Source organism: Psychrobacter sp. HII-4, from assembly GCF_904846595.1.
In the GTDB taxonomy this organism is placed as follows: Bacteria; Pseudomonadota; Gammaproteobacteria; order Pseudomonadales; family Moraxellaceae; genus Psychrobacter; species Psychrobacter celer.
This window is the reverse complement of the sequence record NZ_CAJHBJ010000113.1, coordinates 1-656: the sequence shown is the minus strand read 5'-3', so window position 1 is coordinate 656 and position 656 is coordinate 1. Positions and strand designations below refer to the sequence as shown.

General features: G+C 42.5%; 1 protein-coding gene. It reads right to left on the bottom strand.

The window, feature by feature from the left end:
• Positions 1-578, bottom strand: a 578-nt coding sequence (locus tag JMX98_RS13990) for an RNA-guided endonuclease InsQ/TnpB family protein (RefSeq protein WP_201587456.1), incomplete at its 3' end; no start/stop codon positions are given.
• Positions 579-656: the final 78 nt, after the last annotated feature.

Genomic DNA, 656 nt, shown 5'->3' with positions numbered 1-656 from the left:
TTATAGAGAGAATCTTGCCTAATACACCTGATCTTATAGTGCAAACGAGAGAGCTTGGTTTTCGCTTTTTCTCTGTTTTTACTGCCTTTTTTAGTGCGACTGAGCGCTTTGTTTAGCGTTCTTAGTTTTTTAAGGTTTGCTTGAAGTGGTTTTGGCGCTTTAATTTTAGTGCCGTCTGATAAAACCAGTAAGTCGGTAATACCAAGATCAACACCAACGCTTTTACCTGTCTTTTTAGTAGGAATTACAGCTTTTTGTATTTCAACAGCCACACTAACAAACCACTTACCGCCACGTTTAGAGATGGTGGCTGACATGATCTTGCCGTCAAAACGTAAAGCTTCTTTTAAGCGAACCCAGCCCAAGTTTGGGATACGAATGGATTTACCTTTAATGGCAAATTGGTCGTTGGATAAACTGAATCTATCGTCACGGCCTTTTTTACGAGCGGTTGGGTATTTCGCTAAGCCTTTAAAGAAGTTGTTATAAGCATCACCCAACTGCATGATTGCCGCCTGCGGAGCGCATTTGGTCACTTCCAGCATATAGGGGAATAATTCACGCTTAATGGCGTTCAATTCGCGTCTGAGCTTCGCCTGTGAGGGCTTGTTTAGATTTTTAGTATCAACCTCAACGCCTGCGGCCAAACACGCATC